Source organism: Pseudarthrobacter sp. NS4 (assembly GCF_024758005.1).
GTDB lineage: Bacteria > Actinomycetota > Actinomycetes > Actinomycetales > Micrococcaceae > Arthrobacter.
Map to the genome: position 1 here is coordinate 3,653,180 of NZ_CP103288.1, position 20,128 is coordinate 3,673,307.

Genomic DNA, 20,128 nt, shown 5'->3' on the forward strand with positions numbered 1-20,128 from the left:
TGCTACGTACCCTAGGGGGACCAGACCGACCGGTCTGAAGTAAGGGGAAAACCATGAACGATCAGGATATTCTGGCGCGCATCCAGGCGCTCGTGGAGGAGGAACATTTGCTCCGCGAAGTCCCCGCCGACGGCCAGGTGCCGGACCAGGCCCGGCTCAAGCAGGTGGAGGAAAGCCTGGACCAATGCTGGGACCTGTTGCGCCAGCGCAGGGCCAAGGCCGAATCCGGAGAGAACCCCAACGATGCCGAGGCCCGTCCGGTCAGCGAGGTGGAGAGCTACAAGCAGTAGCTGAACCCCGGCAATCCCTGCCCGGTTCCGCCGCCAGGCCGCGGGACCGGGCGCGTTGTGCCGGCTGGACGCAGTCGTGGCCGAAATTTCCGGATACATTATGGATAAAACAGAGCGGGGTTCTTCCATGCGTCTTGCAGTCGCCCAAATCATCAGCAGCGCAGATCCGGCATCAAACCTGGAACTGATCCGGGACTACGCCACGCAGGCCAAGGCGGCCGGCGCCGGGCTCGTCGTCTTCCCCGAAGCCGCCATGCGCGCTTTCGGCCATTCCCTCACCGGTATCGCGGAACCGCTTGACGGCCCGTGGGCGGAGAAGGTCCGCGGCATCGCCATGGAGCTGGACATTGCAGTCGTAGCGGGGATGTTCACTCCCGGGAAGGACGGGCGGGTCCGCAACACCCTGCTGGTCACGGGCCCCGGCGTGGACACGTCCTACGACAAGGTGCACCTCTTCGACGCCTTCGGCTTCACGGAGTCGAAAACCGTGGACGCGGGAGAAAAACCCGTGACCTTCGAGGTCAACGGGACGGTCTTTGGCCTGGCCACGTGCTACGACGTCCGGTTCCCGGCTCTTTTCACGGCCAATGCCAAGGCAGGTGCGCAGGTCAATATTGTGTGTGCTTCCTGGGGCGCAGGTGAGGGCAAGGCGGAACAGTGGGACCTTCTGGTCCGGGCACGCGCACTTGACAGCACCACTTTCGTGGTGGCCTGCGGGCAGGGCGACCCCGAGACCATAGGGGCGGGACCGGCCGGATCTGCCCCCACGGGAATCGGGCACAGCGCGGTCATCTCTCCGCTGGGATCCGCCCTGGCGTCCTTGGATGGAAAACCGGGGCTGGCCGTCGTGGACATCGATCCCTCGCTGGTGGAGGAAGTGCGTACCAAGCTTCCGGTGCTGGCTAACGCCCGCCAGTTCTAAGCCCTTTTTGGTTCACGCCTCCCTCTTTTTATCCGGCAGAGCGCAGGAAGCTGTGGAGGGCTTGCACCCAGTCTTCAAACGAATCCAGGTGCGCATCGTGTGACGCGCCGGGCAGATCCATCCTGCGGACGTTGTGTCCACGCCTCACGAACTCGTCCTTCAGCTCCGGCTGGAACATCCCCTCTCCGGCAAAGACGGCCAGCACGGGGATCCGCAGGGATTCCCACTCAGCCCACCGGGCTTTGGCCAGGCCAGCGGCTGCCGCAATCGGCCTGGGCCTGGTGGCCGGCGCCGCGTGTGCCGTCTTCGTGGACCTCAAGTACCGCTTTGGACTGGATGACTCCCTGGACGTACTGGGCGTCCACCTGGGAGCCGGCCTCATCGGGACCCTGGCACTGGGATTCATCGCCCTCCCCGAGGATGGCCAGGGCGGCGGGCTTTTCTACGGCGGCGGGGTGCAGCAGCTCATCGCCCAGACCGCGGCGGTGGTCATCACCCTGTTGCTGTCCGGCCTCGGGACTCTAGTATCGGACGGAACATCAACAGGACCATCGGGTTCCGGGTCAGCCACGAGGCTGAGACGGCCGGCGTGGACCTGTCCGAGCATGCTGAGAGCGCCTATTCCTTCGGTGAAACAGGAACAGGATTTAGCCCCTCCCGTCCGGTTGTTGTCCCTGTCCCGGCTCCCGTTGTTCCCGCCACTGCTGCCCCTGCCACCGCCAAGGAACCCGCCACCACCGCCGCTGCCACCGCCAAGGATCCGGCTGCACCGCATGCCAAGGAAGACTCCTGCGCATAGCGTGCTGCGCTGACGGGTTTCAAAAACCTAGTCCGCCAGGATTTTGTACAGGGCACGCCTGGTCTCATCCAGCTTTTCGAGGGCGGCCGCCCGCTGCTCCTCGGTGACGCCGCTGCGAAACTGGTGGATTACGCCCATCAACTTCCCGATGCTCTGGTGGAAGTCCCGGTCGGAGCTGTCCGGACCGGCGTTCCACGCGTTTTCCAACTCCTCGGCGCGCTCGGCCACGTAGGCCCTGCCGGAGTCACTGAGCGCAAACTCCGTGCCGCGGCCTTCGCTCAATGGCGTTATCAAATCCTCATCCACGAGTTGTTGGAGGGTGGGATAGATGGATCCTGGGCTGGGCCGCCAGGCGCCGCCGGTCTTTTCGGCAATGGTCTTGATCAACCCGTAACCGTTCGACGGTGATTCGGCCAGGAGCGAGAGAATGGCGGCGCGGACATCACCGCGATTGGCCCGCCTTGAGCCACGTCCGAATCCGGGACCAAAGCCGGCCCCGAACCCCGAGCCAAAACCAGGGCCAAAACCGGGCCCAAAGCCGCCTCCGCGGTGTCCGTGCGGGCCCCTGCGGCCTCTTCCCCGCTCGAACCGGCCCCTATTGAACTCCGGGCCGGGAAATTTTTGGTCAGAAAAGCCTTTCATGCCGGCATCGTCCTTTCAAAGATGATGGTTACGCAGACTCGTTCAGCGATAGTTTACGATATATCGTTAACTATCGCTTGGGTCAAGGCTAAAAGCTTGATCAAATCATGACCTTCCGGACTAGGGATCAACCGGGCAGCGGCGTATTCTCAATTCACACCTCCAATCTTGAGGGCTGATGAATGGCGAAGAAAAGGAAGCGCAGGCGCGGTTTCGGCGCCGCCCTGGGACGATTCCTGGGGTTCCTGGCCGCGAGTGTAATGTGCGGAGTTCTGGCTGCCAGCCTGGTGGTTCCGGCGGTGGCAGCAGCAGGGTTCGGAGTCAGCAGTTCCATCGGCTTCTTCGAAAAGCTGCCCGAGGAACTGACCGTGCAGCCGCCGTCGCAATCCACCAAAGTCCTGACCGCTGACGGCCAGCCCATTGCTACTTTCTATGCCGAGAACCGGGTCAGGATTCCCCTCGACCAGATGTCGCCGTACATCAAGGACGCGGTCATCGCTATCGAAGACAGCCGGTTCTACGAACACGCCGGCATTGACCCGCAGGGGATCGTGCGTGCGGTGGTGTCCAACCTGTCCAAGGGTGACAAACAGGGCGCCTCCACCATCACCCAGCAATACGTCACCAATGTGATCAACGAGGCACGGCTCTCGCAGGACCGGCCGGACGAGGTGATCCTTTCCGGACAGAAGGACGTTGGCGACAAACTGCGGGAGATGAAACTGGCCATTGCCCTGGAGAAGAAGTTCAGCAAGGAGCAGATCCTCGAGGGCTACCTGAACATCGTCTTCTTCAACAGCGACGCCTATGGTGTTGAGGCCGCTGCGCGCTACTTCTTCAGCACCACAGCCAAGGACCTCACCCTGCCGCAGGCAGCCCTGTTGGCGGGGCTCGTGAACAGCCCCACGTTCTACAACCCGGCGCTTAACCCGGACAAATCCATCGTGCGCCGCGACCAGGTGCTCGGTGAGATGCTCCGCATCGACAAGATCACCCAAGCCCAGCACGACGAGGCAGTGGCCACCCCGGTCGAACTCAAGATCAACCCTGAGCGGCAAGGCTGTGCCAACGCCACCATGGCCCCGTACTTCTGCGATTACATCTCGCACCTCATCCTCAACGACCCCGCATATGGGCCGAACGAGGCTGAACGCCAGCGCAAGCTGTACCGCGGCGGGCTCACTATCGTCACCACGCTGGACAGCAGGCTTCAGGCTGCAGCACAGACCCAGGTGGACGGTACCGCCGGGCCCAATCCCGACAGGTGGGGCGCAGCCCTGGTATCGGTGCAGCCTGGAACCGGCAAGATCCTGGCCATGGCGCAGAACACGGTGTTCCTCCCGGAGCCGGGCAAATTCGACACCCACCTGAACTTCAATGTGGATGCCAAGGACCCGCAGGGCAACAACTTGAACGGGGCCGGCGGATTCCAGACTGGATCCACCATGAAGCCGTTCACCTTTGCCCAGTGGCTGAACGAGGGCAAGCCCCTGACGGCCGAGGTGGACGCCTCACGCCGCGTGTACCCTCTGGGGTTCCCGTGGAAGTCAACCTGCGGCAAGGTGCTGGGCGCCTACAGCACCGCGCAGAACAACCCGGAACTTGGTGCTGCCGATGACCTGCAGAACGCCGAAGAAGGCTTCTACCGGAAGATGCCCATCAACTACGGCCTGTACAACTCCATCAACACCGCCACTTTCGCTTCGGCTACGCAGCTTGATTTCTGCGGGATCCAGAAGATGGTGGATGCGGTGGGACTGCACAACGGCTTGGACGGCTCCCCTATCAATATGCACCAACTGGGCAACCTGCTGGGGGCCACTAACGTGGCGCCGCTGCACATGGCAAACGCCTTTGCGACCTTCGCCAACGACGGCCGCTTCTGCACCCCCGTCGCCCTGGTGGACGTCACCGACGCCAACGGCGGGAAACTTCCCGTGCCGCCCGTGCAATGCCGGGATGCCGTGAAGCCTGAAGTTGCCCGTGGTGTGAACTCCGTGCTGCAGGATGTGATGAAGGTTGGGTCCGGCGTCTGGATCAACCCTAAGGTCCATGACAAGGTACCTGTCGCGGCAAAGACCGGCACGTCCAACAACAACGGTGCAACCTGGGTAGTGGGCCACACCACCGGGCTGGCCACGGCGTCCTTCTTCGGAGACGCACTTGAGGGCCAGAAGCGGGCCGGCCAGAACGTCACCATCAACGGAACGTTCTACCCCCGGCTGGACGGCTTCATGATTGCCGGGCCGCAGTGGGCCAACTACATGGTGAATGTCGCGCCACTCTACCCGGCCGCTCCATTCCCGGGGCCGCCCCCGTCGATGATCGGCCCAAACCCGCCCAAGCCCTAGGTTTTGAGCACCAGCGGTTCGCGGATCACCAGTTTCCTCTGCAAAGGGGGCGCGGCCAACGTGGGCAGAGGTAACGGCGGCGCGGTCCCGGGTAGCGGGGGTGGGGTGGAGTGGTAGGTGTGTCCGGTGGGGTGGAGTGGTAGGTGTGGCCGGTGGGGGTTCGGGTTTCGACCGTGTGCCGGCCGCCGGAGAGAGGTTTTGCATGCCAGCGGGGGTTTTCTTTGGTGTGGTTGCAGGCTTCGCAGAGTCCTTGGCCGTTGCCGGCGGTGGTTGGGCCGTTGTTGTGCCGGGGGATGATGTGGTCGTGGTGCCGGATCGGTGCGTCGCAGTAGGGGGTGCGGCAGGTGTCGTCCCGGATCTGGAGGAACCGGCGGAGCCCGGGCGGGAAGATCCTGGCTTTTGAGTCCATTGCGACGAGTTCGCCGGTGCCCGGGGCGGTGTAGAGCCGGCGCAGCCAGACGGACAACCTGGCATTTTCAGCTGGACCGGTTTCGGCGCCCGTTGACCCGTTCAGAACTGTTTCCCGTGCCCATTGGGCCGGGACGGTGCCGTAGCCGGGGAGCCGGGCGGGTTTGCTGTCGCCCTGGAGGAGGGTGCGGTCGGTCATGACGAGCTGGATCTCGATGCCGGTGATCCCGGCCGGGGTTCCGGTGAGGCGTTCGACCAGGGCGTCGGCCATGATCTGGCCCCTGGTGCGTTCATCGCCGGTGGAGCGGAGGGTGTCGGCGTGCCGGGTCAGGGCGGCGTGGGCGGCGACGCCCGCGCCCAGCCCAGCGGCAGGAACCCCCGCCGCAGCCTGGGCCCGGCGCTGGGACAGGTCAAAGGCCACAGCGATCTGCGCCTGCTTGGCGGCCGCGGCAGACTTCAAATCCTCAAGCTCCCGCAACTGCCCAATCATCCCCGCACCGTCAGCACAAACACGGACAGCAGACAGGCCCTCCAGGACACCCGCAACCGACGGAACAGCAGGGTTTCCCGCTGTTCCTGCCCTTGCCAGTGCCCCCACCGCTTCCATAACCAAAGTCTTCCAGCAGGGAAAACTGCCGCGAAGAACCCTATGTGGAAAACCGGGGATCACCGCAGCTCTCTGCCACAATGAACCGCGTGAAGACCCTCGAAACGGAGCGGCTGATCCTCCGGCAGTGGGAGCCGGCGGACGCCGACTTCGTGCTGGACCTCTACTCCCGGTGGGAGGTGCAGCGGTTCATCGGGAACCCGCCGCAGGTGATGACGGACCGCGCCCAGGCCGAGGAACGCATCCTCGCGTGGCGGGCTATGGATCACCCCGTCCACGCCGTGTGGGCGGTCCAGGTAAGAGCCAGCGGGGAACTCGCCGGAACGCTGCTCCTCAAGTCCATTCCTGCCTCAGGCGGTTCACTCCCCCTGCAGCCCTCCGGGGACACTGAGATCGGCTGGCATTTCCACCCCGACCACTGGGGGCACGGTTACGCGACGGAGGCTGCGGCAGCTGTCCTGGCATACGCGTTCGAGGGCGGCCTGCCGAAGGTGGTAGCCGTGACGGCCCCGGCCAACACCGCGTCACAGAACGTGTGCACCCGGATCGGGCTGGTCCACCAAGGCCAGACCGGACGCTACTACAACACGCTCTGCGAGCTTTTTGAACTGCCTGTGCACCCCTGAAACGCGGGACGACGACGGCGGGAAGCGCCGGCGTCGTCCGCTCGCCTGGTAAGGGGCCCGGCTAGCCAGCGCCGGCCTGGTCCGTCCCCTTCCAGATCCGCTGCCACCACGAGCGCGGCGGTTCAGGCTCCGGCTGTTCCTCGGCGGTTCGGGAGGCGCGGCGCTGGCGCCAGCGCTCCACCTCCTGCTCCACGTCGCGGGTCTTGGTGATGACGGGCGGGCCGCCCTGGAGCTGCCGCCGGGCGTCGACGACGCGCCGGTTGAAGTCCTGCAGGATGTCCCGGACCTGCTGCTCCATGTACTGGTCATCGATCTTGGCATCCAGTTCTGCGTCCTCGGTCCGCAACAGGATGGCCGGCGGGCCCAGACCACTGATGTTTTCCCGCTGGAGAAGGCCCTTGACCCACCAGTCGGGGTCGTACGACTCACCCAGGCCCGGAATCGGCTTGCCGGCATATTTGAGGTTGTCGAACTTCCCCTGCGCCATGGCATCCCGGACCAGGTACTCCGCCCGGGCGGCGTCGCTCACCTTGCGGCGCTTCTCGCGTTCCTTCTCGTCGAGGGCATCGAGTGCGGCTTCCTCCTCCGCGCTGATCCCGGCTCCCCGGTAGGAACGGAGCTCGGCGGCCCGCTCCAGCCGCTTCCGGATATCCCCCGGCCCACTGCTCATTCCACCCACCGCCTCACCTCGGTTTGCTGCCTCTCTTCAAGTATTTCGAAGCCTTCCGCGCCGTTCAACGCTTGCCCCCACACACCCACGGAAAGCGCTTCCCGGATATGCAATACTCGGTCCTATGCCCAACCCGGCCAATAGTTCCACTGCTGCCCTCCGCGCCATTCACCAGCCATGGGATTCGCCGCTGACCTCGCCGGCCATGAGCAACACGCTGGACCGGCACGAAAGGTTCCGCGTGACCAACCGGTACGTGGAGACGGCGGGAAGCCGCGAATTCCAGTCTCCGGCGAATTGCATTTCAGCAGGCTTCCCCGCTCGCGCTGGGAAGAGCGGCTGCGGCTGATGAAGGCCGGTGGCATCACGGTGGTGGCGTCCTACGTTTTTTGGATCCACCACGAACGCACCGAGGGCAAGGTCAGTTTCCACGGCGGCCTGGACGTTGCCACGTTCGTCCGGACGTGTGCGGAGGCAGGACTGGACGTAGTGCTGCGCATCGGTCCCTGGTGCCACGGCGAGGTCCGGAACGGCGGCTTCCCGGACTGGGTGCAGGCTGCCCCTGTCAAGCACCGCACCAATGATCCCGCCTATCTTGAACTGGTGAAGCGCTGGTTCGGTTACCTGGGGCAGGAGCTGGACGGGCTGACGGGCAGCAGCAGCAAGGTTATTGGCATCCAGCTCGAAAATGAGCTGTACAACCAACCCGGGCACATCGCCGAACTCAAGCAACTTGCGCGGGACGCCGGCCTGTCCGCGCCCATCTGGACGGCAACCGCGTGGGGCGGCGCGGAACTTCCCGGCGGCGAGGTCCTTCCCCTCTTCGGCGGTTACGGTGACGGATTCTGGGTCGATGCAGGCGCTCCATGGGACCCCACCTTCCGCGAGCACTATTTCTTCAGCCACGCCTGGGATGATCCCGGCATCGGCGCGGATCTTCGGGAGCATCTCGGAAACAACACCTGGGCACCTGCGCCACGTACGCCGTCGGCCCTGTTCCCGCCTGCCACCTGCGAGCTCGCGGGCGGCATGGCCACCGCCTACCAGCGCCGGCCGTGGCCGCGGGGGCTGGATGTGGCAGCGGTGGCGCACAACAAGATCGGCAACGGTTCAGCGTGGCAGGGCTATTACATGTTTGCCGGCGGCATGAACCCGGCTGACGGGCTGCAGGAGTCCCAGGCCACGGGCTACCCGAATGACCTGCCCCGGTTCGATTACGATTTCCATGCCCCGATCGGAGCATCAGGCCGCCTGGCGTCCAGCTTTGCAGCCCTGCGGAAACAGCACGCATTCCTGGCGGCTTTCGGCGAGCGCCTGGCGGAGATGCCGTCCACCCTGCCCGAGGTGCTGCCGGAGGGCATCGACGACACCGCTACCCTGCGCTGGGCGCTCCGCAGTGACGGATTATCAGGCTTTGTTTTCGTCACCTGGCACCAGCCGCATATCCCGCTTGGCACCTATCACGGTGCCCAGTTTGAGGTAACGCTCGACGGCGGCCCGGTCACCTTTCCCGAGGTTCCCGTCGATGTGCCGGCGGGAACCATCGCCCACTGGCCGGTGAACCTGCAGGTGGCCGGCGTGATCCTGGAGTGGGCCACTGCCTCCCCGTTGACCGTGCTCGAGCCGGCTGCGGGGACGCCGGATGCTGTGCCCACCTTGGTCCTGGCCGCCGGGTCCGGCATTCCGGTGGAGCTCCGTTTCGCCAGGGGCACCGAGGTCAGCGGGGCGGGCTGGGTACCGGGCCGCACCCAACGGCTGACCGTCAACGAACCGACAGTGCTTACAGCCCAGTCAGGGGCCGCCGTCGTCGATATCCTCGTCCTCCCCGCTGAAGACGCGGACCGGACCTGGGTCCTCGACACCAGCCACGGCCGCGATCTGGTCCTCTCCACCGGGCCGCTGTGGCTGGACGGAGCAGGCCGCCTGGCAGGAAGCGCGCAGGGGGAACCAAAGGTGAGCCGCTACATCCCGGTGGCTCGCTCCTTCAGAGCCGTGCAGACCCGGCCGGCGGAGGGTCCACTGGGTACCCGGAGCGTCCAAGTGCAGCCGGTGCGCCAGGCCCTCCCCGTTCCCGCTTCAGACGGAGAAGTTGCGAACCGGGCCTCCGCACCTGCCCCGGAGGTGATCAACGAACTGGCACAGATGTATGCCCTGGAGCTCCCTGCCAATGTCTTCGCCACTGCCCACGCGGAGCTCGGGATCCAGTGGGCCGGCGACGTGGCCCGGATCCTGGTGGACGGCCTGCCCGTGGCGGACCGGTTCTGGGACGGCTCGCCGTGGTTCCTCAATATCTCCGACTGCGGGATCCGGTCCGGCGCCGAGGTAGCCCTGCAGATCCTCCCGCTTTCCCCGCAGGCCAAGGTGGGGCTGCCCGCGGAAGCACAGCAGCGGAGGGAAACGGCGCCCGGTGACCTGCTGGTGCTGGACGCTGTGACGCTGACCTGCTGGAGCGAATGGCAGGAGAGGACGGAGCAGACCGCACCCAAGGAATAGCGCACCAAAGGAATGCGGACGGCGACGGGAGGTCCCGCCGTCGTCCACATTTCCGCTTGCTGTGCCGCGGCCCGTGCGTCAGGCGTTGGCGTGCTCGGCCAGGATTGCGTCGATCTGGCCGACGGCCTCCTTCATGCCTTCCTCCATGCCCATCTGGACCATCTGTTCCATCTGCTCTTCGCTCTCGAAGGTGGACAGGAGGGTCATCCTCGTGCGGTCGCCGACGCCCTCGAGGTTGACGGAGGCGTGGGTGGTTCCCATTGCCTCCACGGGCTCGCCGTTGTCATCGGCAAATCCGTCGTCGAAGGCGAGCCTCTTGGGGCCTTCGATCGTGCTGAAGCGCCACCAGCCACGTGCCTTTTCGCCATCAGGACCGGTCATGTAGTAGCTGGCCTTCCCGCCCGGCCGGAAGTCGAACTCTTCGAAGGTGGCCGGCCAGGTGGGCGGACCCCACCAGCGTTCCAGCTGGCGGGGGTCTTCCCAGATCTGCCAGACCCGCTGGATGTCTGCGTCGAATTCTGCGATCAGTGTGAAGCTCAGCGCTTCAAGATTCTTGGTGGAACTGATGACGGTCATTGCAGGACCTTTCCTTATCCTTCAGCCAGAATGTCCGCGATCCGGTCGACGCGCTGCCGCCAGATCGCCTCGTACTCATCGAGCAGCCGCCGGGCTTTCTGCAGCCCTTCATGATTGCCCCGCACAATCTGCTCCCTTCCGCGTTTCTCCTTGGTGACCAGGGAGGCGCGCTCCAACACCGCCACATGCTTTTGGACTGCGGCGAAACTCATGGCATAGAGGGCCGCGAGACCGGAGACCGAGTACTCGCCGACCGTCACGCGCCGGACAATGTCCCGGCGGGTGGAATCGGCGAACGCCTGGAAGAGGCGGTCAAGTTCGGTTTCGCGGAGCTGATCTACAACCATTTGGTTGTACGATATCCCCGGGTGCCAGCGGGTGTCAATGACTTTTCCCCGCTCTTTATGGTTAGCGGATAAAAGCGGGGCGCGCCGCTATCTTGAAGGCCATGAGCATTTTCCTTGTTGGTGCCGGGCCGGACTATGTGGCTTTTCCTGAAGTCTTTGACCGCTTCGCGGAGGAGGTCTCCCGGCATGTGCGGCCGGAAGGGCCGGTCCGGGTGGCCGTGGTGGTCCACGACCGGGGCGGAAACCCGGCGGCCCGCCTGCCGGAGTATGCCGAACCCTTGAACGCGCGTAATTCCTGTGACGTAGTGCCGGTGCTGCTCGGCCGGGAAGAGGCGGTGAACCCTGCAGTCTTCGACGGCGTCGACGCGGTGGTTGTGGGCGGCGGACTGACGCCTGCCTATTGGGAAGCCCTGAAGGGCGCAGCGGCCGCAATTCTCCGCCGGGTGGCGGACGGGGCTCCCTACCTGGGCTTTTCCGCCGGCGCAATGATCACCCCGGAAAGCGCACTGATCGGCGGGTACCGGGTGGACGGGAGGGAAGTGTGCGGCGAGGAGTGCTCCGAGGGTTTGGACGACGTCGCGATCCGTGACGGCCTGGGCCTGGCCCCGTTCGCGGTGGACGTCCATGCCGCGCAGACCGGGACACTGAGCCGGGCGGTAGGCGCTGTGGCGGCGGGACTGGCAGCGAGGGCAGTGGCCATTGACGAGAACACCGCCATCGTCCTGCCCGCAGCCGGCTCCGCAGACTTCCAGGTGATTGGAACAGGCAACTGCTGGGATATCCGCACACTGCCCGGCGGCCCGGAAGGCTCCTCCGCCGTCACCGTCACTGTCCTGGGTGCCACCTGATTTCCGGCGCCAGGTGACTGCCCCAGCGAGCTGACTGCGGCGCCGGCCCTAAAGGCAGTTACGCGTCGAAGTGGGTCTGGATGCCGCTGCCGGTCAGCTGTTCGATCAGCTCCCGGGCAACATCGCGCAGCTTGCGGTTGCGGTTGCTGGACACCTTCGTGAGGATTTCCATCGCTTCCGCCTGCGAGCAACGGTTCTGCGCCATGATCACGCCGCAGGCCAAATTGATGGCGGTCCGGCTTTCGAGCGCTGCTTCCAGGTCTTCCGCCCGGTTTTCGGCCGTTTTGATCCGGACGGACAGGTGGAGCGTGCTGTGGGCGGCGGCGGCGAATCCAACGGCCTTCTCGTAGACATCAGCGGTAAAGACCCGGGGCTTGGTGGCGAAGAAGTTGAGTGCGGCGCTGGCGGCGCCGCTGATCTCGAGCGGCACGCCCAGGGTGCTGTGCACATTCCGCTCGGCGAGCGCCTGGTTATACGCAGGCCAGCGGGGATCGCTGGCGACGTCGTCAATCATCACTGCTGACATCTCACGCAATGCCTTGACACAGGGCCCATCACCGATTGCCTGCTCCACGTGGTCAAGCTGCACCGCCCGTTCGCTGCTGCCGGCAGCGGTAGCGGGTCTGCGCCTCAGCTTCAGGGTGACTGCGCATTCGATCCGGTCGTTGGCGGCTTCGGAAACTGCCGCGGCAGCCAGGCCCGAGAGCCCGGAGAGGAATTCCACCACGTTCTCGGCGCCCACCAGGATCTCCTGGAGCTGAAGTACCGACTCTTTATCCGCAGAACTCGACATGGGCTCATCTTACTGTTGCTCCCGCAGCGGGGGCGGGGGAAGACGGTGGCATATGCTTGGGCATATGTCGCAGCACCTTCCCCTTGACGAGCTGAGCACCGTTATTGCTCGAATCCAGGGGCTGCTGCTCACCGAGGAAAAAGTCACAACGGCGGTGCGCCTCCTGGCCCAGGCTGCTAAGGAGTCGGTGCCCGGAACCATTGGAGCGGGCGTTTCCCTCCTGGACCCCCGCGGCCGCCGCACCAGCAGCGGCTACACGGACGGAATCGTGGAACAGGCCGACGCCGCCCAGTACGAACATGGCGAGGGCCCATGCCTCACGGCGTGGGCCGCGGAGAAGCCAGTCCTCATCGACGACCTCCTGGTTGACGGGCGGTGGCCTGCGTGGCGGCATGCCGTAAGGCAGTTGCCCATCCGTTCAGTGGTCAGCGCTCCGCTGCTCGCCAGCAAGGAAGCCATCGGCGCCCTGAAACTTTATGCCGCCGCCCCCACTCCTACGACGCGTCCAGCATGAAGTTGCTCCAACTCTTCGCTGTGCCTGCCGCAACCCTGCTCGCGCATATCCAGGCCAGCGAGGCCCCACAGAAGATGACTGAAGGACTGCAGTCATCCCTGCACAGCAGGGACATCGTTAACCGCGCTTGCGGTGTCCTGATGGAACGCCTGCATGTCCCGCACGAGGACGCGCTTCAACAGCTGATGAAGCAGGCCAGGGACAACGGCACCACCCTGCAACACGTCAGCGAATCCGTCCTGGCCCGGACGCCGGCATCCGGGAACTAGGCGCTACCCATGGGCTTCGATCCAAACGAACCGGAACAAAGGCGACGGCTCCGCGCCGCAATCAGGGCGGCCGACGTCCCAGTATCCGAGCTCTGGTTAAAGTACTTCAGCTTGTCGGGAGACGCCGGCGAGTACGAGGTGGAAGCTTACCTCCAGGGACTTCTCTCCTTGCCGCCGGTCCAGCGTGACTTGCTGGCTCTTGCGGCGAACGAACTGATCGATGGGCTCCCCCGGCCACGCGCCCCATACTCTGACGATTTTGGCTCCGGCCGCGTGGAATCCGAAAGCCGGGACGGCCACAGTGGCGGCAGCGCTGACGGGCGCAGCGCCGGGCGGGACGAATAGGACCTGCTTCCGGGCACAGCTCCTCCTGCTGTATCGGAAACCCCTGCAGGGGCGTAGTGTCGAAAGTAGGAGATTTCGGGATGACAACGGGATCCAGGGGTTGAATATACGGGCCATACTGCACCGAGAGCAGGGCCGAAAGCCAAAGGCCATAGCCTTGGCGCAATTTGGGATCGAGGCCTCATGGCCGGGAACGATGCACTCACCACCTCCGATGGATATCAGGACCTGCTGCTCGAAAGTGCCGGATTTGCTGACTTCCTCCTGGGCCTTGCCACCATTTCCGCATCGTTACTGAACGCCTGCACGGGTACCATGCTCTGCACCATCACCGTAGAGCGGGACGGTGCCCCGTCCACCGTTGCCAGCAGCAGTGAACGGGGCCGGCGGCTGGATGAAGCACAATATGCGGCCGGCGCCGGACCTTGCCTTACGGCAACCCGGCAGCAGAGGGCCGTGTTGGTTGAGGACATGGCCAATGACCAGCGGTGGGGCAAGTATCCGCAGGTCGCCCTTGATGCAGGCGTGAAATCAATGCTTGCTGTCCCCATTCCTGCCGGTTCCTCGTCCAAGGCAGCGTTGAACTGCTATGCGCAGGAGGCACACGCATTCGACCAAGACTCCATGGGCATTATTGAAGAGCACGCGGCGTCCTTGTCCCGTATCCTCCGGCTGGCCCTTCGGGTGCACGCGCCGGGAGCCTATCCGGATCACCTGCGGGATGCGTTGAAATCCCGTGCCGTGGTGGACGGGGCTGTCTCCCTCATCATGCTCCAGCACCGAGGGGGACGGGACGGTGCCCTGGAGCTGCTCCAACTGGCTGCCAAGTCCAGCAACCGCAGGATTCATGAAATAGCGAACGAAATTATGGACGGAGGCACCTTCTCCGCCGCCGGTTTGAATGGAGGGTAGGCATGAATTCGGATGGGACCGGGGGGCCGGAACAACTGGATGAGGCCGCCGAACAACGCCGGGGAGCAGCCCAACGATTCCGGGAGACTGAACTTCCGCTGGTCAAGCTGTGGACGTACTACTACGGGATCGGCGGGGACATCGACGAGGTATCCCTGGATGCATACCTCAACGAAGCCCTGGACCTGCCGGCCGCCCAGGTCGGACTCATCACCACAGCGATGATGGAAATGACGGAAGGCGATACGCAATGAAGGACCACGACAGATCTTCGGACCGGTCCCAAGCCACGGACCCCTTGGCCAACAGTGACCTGACGCTGCAGGAAATGGTCCTGCACAGCGGTGCGATAGGGGATTTCCTGGCCGAACTGGCGGTGCTGGCCGCAACCAGGATCTCCGTGCCGGGCAACGCCATCCACAGCGGCGTAACGGTCCTTCGCCGGAAGAGGCCGGAGGCGGTTGCCTCCAGTGATGAGACAGCCCACGCCCTGGACGAAATACAGAACGGGTTTGGTGATGGCCCCTGCCTCACCGCCCTGCGGAGCAAAACCACGGTGATGGTGCCCGATCTCGCCGAGGAACACCGATGGACACCATATGTCCGGGCAGCCGCGGAGAAGGGAGTTTCATCCATCCTTGCCGTTCCCCTGGATCTTGCGGGCGAGGCAGAAGCAGTCCTGAATCTCTACTCCGGGCACAGCAACGGATTTTCCCCAGAGGACATTGCCATGGTGGAAGCCTTCACTGGCCAGGCGGCAAGCTCGCTGCGGCTGGTGCTGCGCATTGCCCAGCTCAGTGAGGCCAGGAACGACTTGGCCACGGCAATGCAGTCCCGCACGGTGATTGACATGGCGGTGGGGGCCATCATGGCGGAGAACAGGTGCAACCGGGAAACCGCCTTCAAGATCCTCACCAAGGCCTCCAGCACCCGAAACGTAAAACTGCGCGAGGTGGCAGCGGCGGTGATGGCCTCCATTTCCGGAGAAAAGCACATTACTGCCCATTTCGACGCCTGAAGCCCACGCGCCCGCAAGGCCGGCTCCGGGCTTACCGGCACCCGGATTGTGAAACATGGGGTCCAGCTCACATGTGATGAGATTCACTCGCAACAATAGGCATTTTGGTTGAGGGCGCTCTTTCGGTTTGGGCACCATGGATGGATAGGGCAGGAGCACCTCCGGCCCCATCCATACCTGGTGACGCAATGAGGCCCACCGGTGTGCCCTCGGGCCGCCGACGCCGCAGTGCGCGAGCAGGCCGTTCCCCGGCTTCCACGGCCGGACCGAAACAAGGAAGCACTGAACAATGACGTTTGAAACTGCCGACTCCGTGACGCTTAAGATCTGGGACCGCTCCACCGTGCACCACACACTGGACGCGATGGTTGAGGATCTTTGCACCCGCCACAACACCACCAAGGGCAGCATCGCCGTGACCTGCAGCGGCCCGAACACCTTCACGCTCAGCCTCAACTCCGCCACTGCGTAGCAGCCCTCCTTCAGCCAGGACCGGGCAGGGCCATCACCGGTGTGCTTGGTCACATCGTCCGGGAACTGGTTGCCAACCACCCCAGCAGCATGCACCATTGAATTACGGGAATGCGCTTTCCCACTTTGCTTGTCCTCATCGACGAGGACACGGCCGGATATACCGGGCCGCTACGCCGCAAGAAATGGAAGTTGAATAATGACGTTCGATGCCACTGATTCCGTGACCCTGAAAATCTGGGACAAGGCCGCCCTGCACCACACGCTCGATTCCGCAGTCAGCGATCTCTCGGCCCGCCACAACACCACCACGTGCCGGATTGCCGTCACCTGCAGCGGCCCCAACACGTTCACCCTCAGCCTGCGCGGCGAGGACCGGGTGCTGACCAACGCCTAGGCGGCAACCCCTTCTTAACGGAAGCGGACGACGGCGGAACATCCCGCCGTCGTCCGCTTCCGTTAAGGCCGTCCACGCGCATACTTGACACGTGACGGTAAGCAAGTGGCCGGGGTTCAAAAGGCAACGCGGACCCCGCGAGGTGTGGTCCGAGTGGACAGCCGCAGATGAGTCAGGAGAGGCGGAAAGGGCAGCGATCCTTGCCGCCGAGATGCTGCAGATGGCCCCGGGTTCCTTCGACGCCTGGTTCCATGCCGGACTCCTGTCAAAAGCACTGGGCGAGTGGGGCCAAAGCATGGAACGCAATGCGCGCGCACTCGAGCTCTTTACCCCCGAGGCCGCCGAAGAGTTCGACGGCGTCAATCCGGCCGCGTGGAACCTGGGAATTGCAGCAACAGCGCTGGGTGACTGGGCAACGGCCAGGAGGGCGTGGGAAGCCTACGGCGTCCAAGGCATCGGGGGTGGGTCCGGACCCATCGATTCCGATTTCGGCGTCGTGCCAATCCGGCTTAATCCGGACCAGCCTTCCCTTCCCCATCAGGTGCCTCCGTCAGCCGGGGCCACCGAGGTGGTCTGGTGCTGGCGAAGGAGTCCGGCCCATGCCGTCATAGCGAACGTTCCGCTCCCGGAATCCAGGCACAGGTTCAAGGACGTCGTCCTGCACGATGGCGAGCCGAAGGGGTTCCGCAGGCTCGGCGCACAAGCTGTTCCCGTATTCGACCAACTCCAGCGCCTGGAGGATTCAGGCCTGCCCACGTGGGAGGCCCGGATCACGGGAGCCGCGCCGGACGACATACGGGAGCTGTCCAGCCACTTGGAACAGCGGGGACTGGGCCTGGACGACTGGTCCGGTATCCGGGTGATGTGCTCACAGTGCTCGCACGGCACTCCCGACCACGCCCACCATCACGAACCCGCACCGTCCGACGTGGCACGGCTTGGACTCGCCGGCCACGAAGGTGAGCTGAACCGGATATTGGAGGCCTGGATGGGCTCCAGGCCTGCGGTGGACCTGGATCTGACACTGCTCGGCTGATGGAGCGGGTCCTCCCTCGTTTCGCTTCCGGTAAGTAAGTAAACTGTCTGGCATCCACCGGAAGCGCCACTGAAGCATAGGGACGTGATGAGGCAGCAATCCCAGGCGCAAGCCGAACTCCACGGAGCGGAAACAGGAAAACCGGCCCGCACAACACTGGCCGTCATTCCGGCAGCCCTTGTATCGGCGTCGGGGTTCCTGCTGTTTGCGCGGCAGGACCGGCTCTCCGGGTTCCTCCTCCTGGCTGCGGCACTTGTCCTCGCAGGCTTCATCAGCAGGCGCCTGCTGATTGACCTGGCGCTTATCGGGGTGGGCTTGACAGCCATGAGCCTGGTCCCCATCACCACGGACATCAGCACCGAACATATGGCCGTGATGGGAACGGCGATGATCCTGGCCGTGGGCATGCCGTACGCCGTGTCGCGCTTCATCACCAAGGACCACGCCATCCGTTTCCCCATCAGGACCGGACAACCGTGGACCCGGGCGGAGAAGTGGTACCTGCCGGCCGTCCTGGTGATCGGCTACGCGCTGATGCCGGTCTACATGATCCGCACCGGCGTCTATAACAACTGGCCGGCCGTCAACGACGTGGACGGCATTGCCCGGCTCTTCCTGGGAACCAACGCGCTCGGCATCTGGGATGAGCTGTTCTTCATCTGCACCGCGTTCACCCTGCTCCGCCGGCACCTGCCCGACTGGCAGGCCAACCTGCTGCAGGCCGTACTCTTCACGTCGTTCCTGTGGGAGCTCGGTTTCCATGCCTGGGCGCCCTTCTTCATCTTCCCGTTTGCCCTGCTGCAGGCGCGGCTGTTCACGGTGACCAAGTCCCTCTCCTACATCGTCAGCGTCCACCTGCTGTTCGATTTCGTGCTGTTCCTGGTGCTGATCCACGCCCACAACCGTGAATGGATCAACATTTTCCTTTACTGATCCCCGTCTTCAGGAGGGTTTAGGCTGAAGCGGATCCCTCCCGCGGCTGCAAAAACATTACCGGGGCCGCCACAACCAAGGCAGGAAGCAGATGGTGCAGGAAGCAGTTGAGCGCGGCAGGCCCAAGGCCGCCACGATTTACGACGTCGCTGCGCTGGCCGGGGTGTCGCACCAGACCGTGTCCCGCTACCTGAAGGACAAAAGCGCGCTGAAGCCGAGCACCCTGGAACGGGTGGAAAAGGCGCTCTTGGCACTGAACTACAGCCCCAACCTGGCTGCCCGGTCGCTGCGGTCCCGGGAACTGTACCGCGTGGTTGTCGTGGTTCCTGAAGCGTCCTTGTACTTCCCGGCGCGGATGCTCAACGGCGCCGCGGCTGCGGCCCATGCGGCCGGCTACCGGGTGGACGTTGTGGCGATGGAGGGAACGGCTGATGCCCGCGGCCAGCAGCTGAATACCTTGCTGGCGGCCGAGGACATTGCGGGAATCCTTTCCTTTGTCCCCCAGCCGGGGTCCGCAACTGCCGGGCAGTCCGGCACTGCCGCTTTGGTGGTGGCCGGTGAATATGACAACCAGATGCGTGCCCTGGGCAGCATTGCGGACGGATCACCCGCGGCAAGCATCGTCCAGCACCTGGCGTCCCTGGGGCATCGGAACTTTTTCCATGTGGCAGGCCCCCCGGGCTGGCCGTCTGCACATAACCGCCGCAAAGTTTATGAGGATACCGTCACGGCACTGGGGTTGAATTCACTGGGCATCAGGGCCGGCGACTGGTCGGCCTCGTCCGGCTATGAGGCCGGACTCGAAGTGGCCGCCGCGAAGGACGTCACCGCTGTGGTCGTAGCGAACGACCAGATGGCCATCGGCGTCATCCGCGCCCTGCACGATCACGGAATCTCCGTACCCGGCCAGGTGAGTGTGTTCGGCTGGGACGACACGCCGGAATCGAAGTTCCACATCCCGTCCCTGTCCACCGTGCACATGGACCTTGAAGCACTGGGGGCCCGGAGCATGGCCGAGCTGATAGCCCGGATGCGCGGCGGGGAGTCCCGGGCGAAGCCCCTGGCGCTTCCGCCCATGGAACTGCTGTACCGGGAATCAACGGGGCCGGTTCGCAGCTGACATTGGTGTGAAGGCAAAGGACGACGCCGGAGGTGCCATGGGTGCGGCAGGAGACAGCGCGGGCGGTGCCGGGGGGTGCGGCAGGAGTTGCCGGTTGCGCGGCGCAGGGCCGCTGATCCCGCCCGTCCTCCGGCCGGTTCACGCGGGTCGGAGGTCCGCCTGCGGGTTTTGAAGGCGGTCAGTGAGTTGATTGACCGCCTCAGCTACGACGATGTCACCATCGATGCGGTTGCCCGGGCGTCCGGCGTCAGCAAATCCACCCTTTACCGTCATTGGCCCTCGCGCCAGGTCCTGGTGCTGGAGGCCTTCACCTACAAAACCAACCTGCTGACCCACATCGAGGACACGGGTGACGTTGGTCGGGATCTGCACTCCTACCTGGTGGCGCTGACCCGGTGCCTGGACGAAGGACAAACGGCTTCCACCGTGGCCAACCTGCTTTCGGAAGCCATCCGCAGCAGCGGGTTCGCAGGCCTGTACCGGCAGACGCTGCTGCGGGACCGCCGCGACGGCTTCCTCACGGTTCTGCGGCGGGGGCGCGAACGTGGGCAGATCCGCCAGGACGCCGACCTCGAAACGGTGGTCGATGCCTTATACGGAGCGATCTACCACCGGCTCGTGGCCAGCGGGGAGTCCATTGATGGCCCCTTCCTTCGCCATCTGAATGGACTGGCAGTCCGAAGCTGCGCCACACCCGCCTACTTCCAGAAGCTGGCCGGACAAGGATGAGACGTTGAGTGC

The 20,128-nt window shown here is 64.6% G+C and carries 24 protein-coding genes and 1 pseudogene; 19 read left to right on the forward strand and 6 right to left on the reverse strand.

Features of this window, described 5'->3' with window-relative positions; translation table 11 throughout:
* Positions 1-53: 53 nt before the first annotated feature.
* The 3 genes and pseudogenes from NXY83_RS17255 to NXY83_RS17265 all read left to right on the forward strand — a co-directional run.
* Positions 54-290, forward strand: coding sequence for a DUF2630 family protein (locus NXY83_RS17255; RefSeq protein WP_258803432.1), 237 nt, complete (start codon positions 54-56; stop codon positions 288-290).
* A 127-nt stretch (positions 291-417) separates the two neighbouring features.
* Positions 418-1,212 (forward strand): carbon-nitrogen hydrolase family protein, encoded by a 795-nt coding sequence (locus NXY83_RS17260; protein ID WP_258803433.1) that lies wholly within the window; start codon positions 418-420, stop codon positions 1,210-1,212.
* A gap of 260 nt (positions 1,213-1,472) precedes the next feature.
* Positions 1,473-2,011 (forward strand): annotated as a pseudogene (locus NXY83_RS17265) (ammonium transporter); the annotation flags it as partial.
* A 27-nt stretch (positions 2,012-2,038) separates the two neighbouring features.
* Here NXY83_RS17265 and NXY83_RS17270 read toward each other — a convergent pair.
* Positions 2,039-2,653: a PadR family transcriptional regulator gene (locus NXY83_RS17270; protein ID WP_258803434.1), complete on the reverse strand. Its 615-nt coding sequence runs from the start codon at positions 2,651-2,653 to the stop codon at positions 2,039-2,041.
* Positions 2,654-2,835: 182 nt separating this feature from the next.
* Here NXY83_RS17270 and NXY83_RS17275 point away from each other — a divergent pair, with 182 nt between their 5' ends.
* Positions 2,836-5,004 (forward strand): transglycosylase domain-containing protein, encoded by a 2,169-nt coding sequence (locus tag NXY83_RS17275; protein ID WP_258803435.1) that lies wholly within the window; start codon positions 2,836-2,838, stop codon positions 5,002-5,004.
* A 25-nt stretch (positions 5,005-5,029) separates the two neighbouring features.
* Here NXY83_RS17275 and NXY83_RS17280 read toward each other — a convergent pair whose 3' ends face one another.
* Positions 5,030-6,019, reverse strand: a complete 990-nt coding sequence (locus tag NXY83_RS17280) for an HNH endonuclease (RefSeq protein WP_258803436.1) — start codon at positions 6,017-6,019, stop codon at positions 5,030-5,032.
* Positions 6,020-6,099: 80 nt separating this feature from the next.
* Here NXY83_RS17280 and NXY83_RS17285 point away from each other — a divergent pair, with 80 nt between their 5' ends.
* Complete coding sequence (locus NXY83_RS17285; RefSeq protein WP_309484145.1) at positions 6,100-6,645, forward strand: GNAT family N-acetyltransferase; 546 nt, start codon at positions 6,100-6,102, stop codon at positions 6,643-6,645.
* A gap of 61 nt (positions 6,646-6,706) precedes the next feature.
* Here the strand turns inward: NXY83_RS17285 and NXY83_RS17290 are convergent, their stop codons facing one another.
* Positions 6,707-7,315: a DUF1992 domain-containing protein gene (locus NXY83_RS17290; RefSeq protein WP_258803438.1), complete on the reverse strand. Its 609-nt coding sequence runs from the start codon at positions 7,313-7,315 to the stop codon at positions 6,707-6,709.
* A gap of 177 nt (positions 7,316-7,492) precedes the next feature.
* Here NXY83_RS17290 and NXY83_RS17295 point away from each other — a divergent pair, with 177 nt between their 5' ends.
* A complete protein-coding gene (locus NXY83_RS17295; RefSeq protein WP_258803439.1) occupies positions 7,493-9,808 on the forward strand; it encodes a beta-galactosidase in 2,316 nt (771 codons plus the stop codon).
* Between the two features lie 78 nt (positions 9,809-9,886).
* Here NXY83_RS17295 and NXY83_RS17300 read toward each other — a convergent pair whose 3' ends face one another.
* Both NXY83_RS17300 and NXY83_RS17305 read right to left on the reverse strand, forming a co-directional pair.
* Positions 9,887-10,384 (reverse strand): SRPBCC family protein, encoded by a 498-nt coding sequence (locus tag NXY83_RS17300; RefSeq protein ID WP_258803440.1) that lies wholly within the window; start codon positions 10,382-10,384, stop codon positions 9,887-9,889.
* Positions 10,385-10,398: 14 nt separating this feature from the next.
* Entirely contained in the window at positions 10,399-10,731 is a 333-nt protein-coding gene (locus NXY83_RS17305; protein WP_115523877.1) for an ArsR/SmtB family transcription factor, read from the reverse strand.
* Positions 10,732-10,832: 101 nt separating this feature from the next.
* On the opposite strand from NXY83_RS17305, the gene NXY83_RS17310 reads away from it, so the two are divergent.
* Positions 10,833-11,579, forward strand: coding sequence for a Type 1 glutamine amidotransferase-like domain-containing protein (locus NXY83_RS17310; RefSeq protein WP_258803441.1), 747 nt, complete (start codon positions 10,833-10,835; stop codon positions 11,577-11,579).
* A gap of 58 nt (positions 11,580-11,637) precedes the next feature.
* Here the strand turns inward: NXY83_RS17310 and NXY83_RS17315 are convergent, their stop codons facing one another.
* Complete coding sequence (locus tag NXY83_RS17315) at positions 11,638-12,372, reverse strand: GAF and ANTAR domain-containing protein (protein ID WP_258803442.1); 735 nt, start codon at positions 12,370-12,372, stop codon at positions 11,638-11,640.
* 64 nt (positions 12,373-12,436) lie between these two features.
* Here NXY83_RS17315 and NXY83_RS17320 point away from each other — a divergent pair, with 64 nt between their 5' ends.
* The 12 genes from NXY83_RS17320 (at position 12,437) to NXY83_RS17375 (ending at position 20,116) form a co-directional block, all read left to right on the forward strand.
* Positions 12,437-12,886 (forward strand): GAF domain-containing protein, encoded by a 450-nt coding sequence (locus NXY83_RS17320; RefSeq protein WP_258803444.1) that lies wholly within the window; start codon positions 12,437-12,439, stop codon positions 12,884-12,886.
* Complete coding sequence (locus tag NXY83_RS17325; RefSeq protein ID WP_258803445.1) at positions 12,883-13,155, forward strand: ANTAR domain-containing protein; 273 nt, start codon at positions 12,883-12,885, stop codon at positions 13,153-13,155. Before NXY83_RS17320 ends, NXY83_RS17325 begins: the two co-directional genes overlap by 4 nt.
* A 9-nt stretch (positions 13,156-13,164) precedes the next feature.
* A complete protein-coding gene (locus NXY83_RS17330; RefSeq protein ID WP_258803446.1) occupies positions 13,165-13,500 on the forward strand; it encodes a hypothetical protein in 336 nt (111 codons plus the stop codon).
* Positions 13,501-13,683: 183 nt separating this feature from the next.
* The gene (locus NXY83_RS17335) at positions 13,684-14,412 is read left to right on the forward strand and encodes a GAF and ANTAR domain-containing protein (RefSeq protein WP_258803447.1); all 729 of its coding nucleotides are present in this window, start codon (positions 13,684-13,686) and stop codon (positions 14,410-14,412) included.
* Between the two features lie 2 nt (positions 14,413-14,414).
* The gene (locus tag NXY83_RS17340; protein ID WP_258803448.1) at positions 14,415-14,666 is read left to right on the forward strand and encodes a hypothetical protein; all 252 of its coding nucleotides are present in this window, start codon (positions 14,415-14,417) and stop codon (positions 14,664-14,666) included.
* A complete protein-coding gene (locus tag NXY83_RS17345) occupies positions 14,663-15,430 on the forward strand; it encodes a GAF and ANTAR domain-containing protein (RefSeq protein ID WP_258803449.1) in 768 nt (255 codons plus the stop codon). The genes NXY83_RS17340 and NXY83_RS17345 overlap by 4 nt, the downstream gene beginning before the upstream one ends.
* Positions 15,431-15,719: 289 nt before the next feature.
* The gene (locus tag NXY83_RS17350; RefSeq protein WP_258803450.1) at positions 15,720-15,902 is read left to right on the forward strand and encodes a hypothetical protein; all 183 of its coding nucleotides are present in this window, start codon (positions 15,720-15,722) and stop codon (positions 15,900-15,902) included.
* Between the two features lie 198 nt (positions 15,903-16,100).
* Positions 16,101-16,298 (forward strand): hypothetical protein, encoded by a 198-nt coding sequence (locus NXY83_RS17355; protein WP_258803451.1) that lies wholly within the window; start codon positions 16,101-16,103, stop codon positions 16,296-16,298.
* A gap of 91 nt (positions 16,299-16,389) precedes the next feature.
* Entirely contained in the window at positions 16,390-17,334 is a 945-nt protein-coding gene (locus NXY83_RS17360; RefSeq protein WP_258803452.1) for a tetratricopeptide repeat protein, read from the forward strand.
* An 87-nt stretch (positions 17,335-17,421) separates the two neighbouring features.
* Positions 17,422-18,267: a CPBP family intramembrane glutamic endopeptidase gene (locus NXY83_RS17365; protein ID WP_258806316.1), complete on the forward strand. Its 846-nt coding sequence runs from the start codon at positions 17,422-17,424 to the stop codon at positions 18,265-18,267.
* A gap of 91 nt (positions 18,268-18,358) precedes the next feature.
* Positions 18,359-19,387, forward strand: coding sequence for a LacI family DNA-binding transcriptional regulator (locus NXY83_RS17370; protein ID WP_258803453.1), 1,029 nt, complete (start codon positions 18,359-18,361; stop codon positions 19,385-19,387).
* 186 nt (positions 19,388-19,573) lie between these two features.
* Complete coding sequence (locus NXY83_RS17375; RefSeq protein ID WP_258803454.1) at positions 19,574-20,116, forward strand: TetR/AcrR family transcriptional regulator; 543 nt, start codon at positions 19,574-19,576, stop codon at positions 20,114-20,116.
* Positions 20,117-20,128 lie beyond the last annotated feature (12 nt).

What these genes read in the sequence shown, in the direction of transcription:
- NXY83_RS17255 (WP_258803432.1), top strand. Translation starts at nt 54, where the DNA reads ATGAACGATCAGGATATTCTGGCGCGCATCCAGGCGCTCGTGGAGGAG.
- NXY83_RS17260 (WP_258803433.1), top strand. Translation starts at nt 418, where the DNA reads ATGCGTCTTGCAGTCGCCCAAATCATCAGCAGCGCAGATCCGGCATCA.
- NXY83_RS17270 (WP_258803434.1), bottom strand. Translation starts at nt 2,653, where the DNA reads ATGAAAGGCTTTTCTGACCAAAAATTTCCCGGCCCGGAGTTCAATAGG.
- NXY83_RS17275 (WP_258803435.1), top strand. Translation starts at nt 2,836, where the DNA reads ATGGCGAAGAAAAGGAAGCGCAGGCGCGGTTTCGGCGCCGCCCTGGGA.
- NXY83_RS17280 (WP_258803436.1), bottom strand. Translation starts at nt 6,019, where the DNA reads ATGGAAGCGGTGGGGGCACTGGCAAGGGCAGGAACAGCGGGAAACCCT.
- NXY83_RS17285 (WP_309484145.1), top strand. Translation starts at nt 6,100, where the DNA reads ATGAACCGCGTGAAGACCCTCGAAACGGAGCGGCTGATCCTCCGGCAG.
- NXY83_RS17290 (WP_258803438.1), bottom strand. Translation starts at nt 7,315, where the DNA reads ATGAGCAGTGGGCCGGGGGATATCCGGAAGCGGCTGGAGCGGGCCGCC.
- NXY83_RS17295 (WP_258803439.1), top strand. Translation starts at nt 7,493, where the DNA reads ATGGGATTCGCCGCTGACCTCGCCGGCCATGAGCAACACGCTGGACCG.
- NXY83_RS17300 (WP_258803440.1), bottom strand. Translation starts at nt 10,384, where the DNA reads ATGACCGTCATCAGTTCCACCAAGAATCTTGAAGCGCTGAGCTTCACA.
- NXY83_RS17305 (WP_115523877.1), bottom strand. Translation starts at nt 10,731, where the DNA reads ATGGTTGTAGATCAGCTCCGCGAAACCGAACTTGACCGCCTCTTCCAG.
- NXY83_RS17310 (WP_258803441.1), top strand. Translation starts at nt 10,833, where the DNA reads ATGAGCATTTTCCTTGTTGGTGCCGGGCCGGACTATGTGGCTTTTCCT.
- NXY83_RS17315 (WP_258803442.1), bottom strand. Translation starts at nt 12,372, where the DNA reads ATGTCGAGTTCTGCGGATAAAGAGTCGGTACTTCAGCTCCAGGAGATC.
- NXY83_RS17320 (WP_258803444.1), top strand. Translation starts at nt 12,437, where the DNA reads ATGTCGCAGCACCTTCCCCTTGACGAGCTGAGCACCGTTATTGCTCGA.
- NXY83_RS17325 (WP_258803445.1), top strand. Translation starts at nt 12,883, where the DNA reads ATGAAGTTGCTCCAACTCTTCGCTGTGCCTGCCGCAACCCTGCTCGCG.
- NXY83_RS17330 (WP_258803446.1), top strand. Translation starts at nt 13,165, where the DNA reads ATGGGCTTCGATCCAAACGAACCGGAACAAAGGCGACGGCTCCGCGCC.
- NXY83_RS17335 (WP_258803447.1), top strand. Translation starts at nt 13,684, where the DNA reads ATGGCCGGGAACGATGCACTCACCACCTCCGATGGATATCAGGACCTG.
- NXY83_RS17340 (WP_258803448.1), top strand. Translation starts at nt 14,415, where the DNA reads ATGAATTCGGATGGGACCGGGGGGCCGGAACAACTGGATGAGGCCGCC.
- NXY83_RS17345 (WP_258803449.1), top strand. Translation starts at nt 14,663, where the DNA reads ATGAAGGACCACGACAGATCTTCGGACCGGTCCCAAGCCACGGACCCC.
- NXY83_RS17350 (WP_258803450.1), top strand. Translation starts at nt 15,720, where the DNA reads ATGACGTTTGAAACTGCCGACTCCGTGACGCTTAAGATCTGGGACCGC.
- NXY83_RS17355 (WP_258803451.1), top strand. Translation starts at nt 16,101, where the DNA reads ATGACGTTCGATGCCACTGATTCCGTGACCCTGAAAATCTGGGACAAG.
- NXY83_RS17365 (WP_258806316.1), top strand. Translation starts at nt 17,422, where the DNA reads ATGAGGCAGCAATCCCAGGCGCAAGCCGAACTCCACGGAGCGGAAACA.
- NXY83_RS17370 (WP_258803453.1), top strand. Translation starts at nt 18,359, where the DNA reads ATGGTGCAGGAAGCAGTTGAGCGCGGCAGGCCCAAGGCCGCCACGATT.